Annotated in this window: 1 pseudogene; it reads left to right on the plus strand. The window is 67.3% G+C overall.

Going from position 1 to position 551, the window contains the following annotated elements:
* Positions 1–28 precede the first annotated feature (28 nt).
* Positions 29–551 (plus strand): annotated as a pseudogene (locus tag EN750_RS38205) (hypothetical protein); the annotation flags it as partial.

A 551-nucleotide genomic window follows, 5' to 3' on the forward strand; every position in this document is an offset into this window, starting at 1 on the left:
GACCGAGACAGGCAGCGCGGAAACGTCGGTGACGCTGGCGATCGGCGGGCTGGGCGGTGGGGGCAGCAGCGGTGGCGACGTAATCGTCGACAATCATGGCAAGATCACCACGCTCGGCTATCTTTCGCACGGCATTTTCGCGCAATCGGTAGGCGGTGGCGGCGGTGCTTCGGGTGCCGCGGCCAACGCTTCGGAGGCCGACATGACGATCGGCGGCGCGATTTCTCTGCCGAGCGGCGACGGCTCCAATGGCGGCCATGTCACGGTCAACAATGACGGCATCATCGAAACCTGGAAGGATGGAGCGCTCGGCATTTTCGCCCAGTCCGTCGGCGGCGGCGGCGGTTATGGCGGCGTGGTATCGGCCGACACGGCGGGAGACGAGTCGGTTGCGCTGCAGCTTGGCGGCTTCGGCGGCAATGGCGGCAATGGCGGCAAGGTCGATGTCACGGTTTCCGGCACCATCATCACCCATGGCGAGCGCGCGCATGGCGTGGTCGCGCAATCGGTCTGCGGCGGTGGCGGCTATGGCGGCGGCGCCCAGGGGAAGA

Origin of the sequence: Mesorhizobium sp. M7A.F.Ca.ET.027.03.2.1, from assembly GCF_003999175.1 — a bacterium.
Classification (GTDB): Bacteria; Pseudomonadota; Alphaproteobacteria; order Rhizobiales; family Rhizobiaceae; genus Mesorhizobium.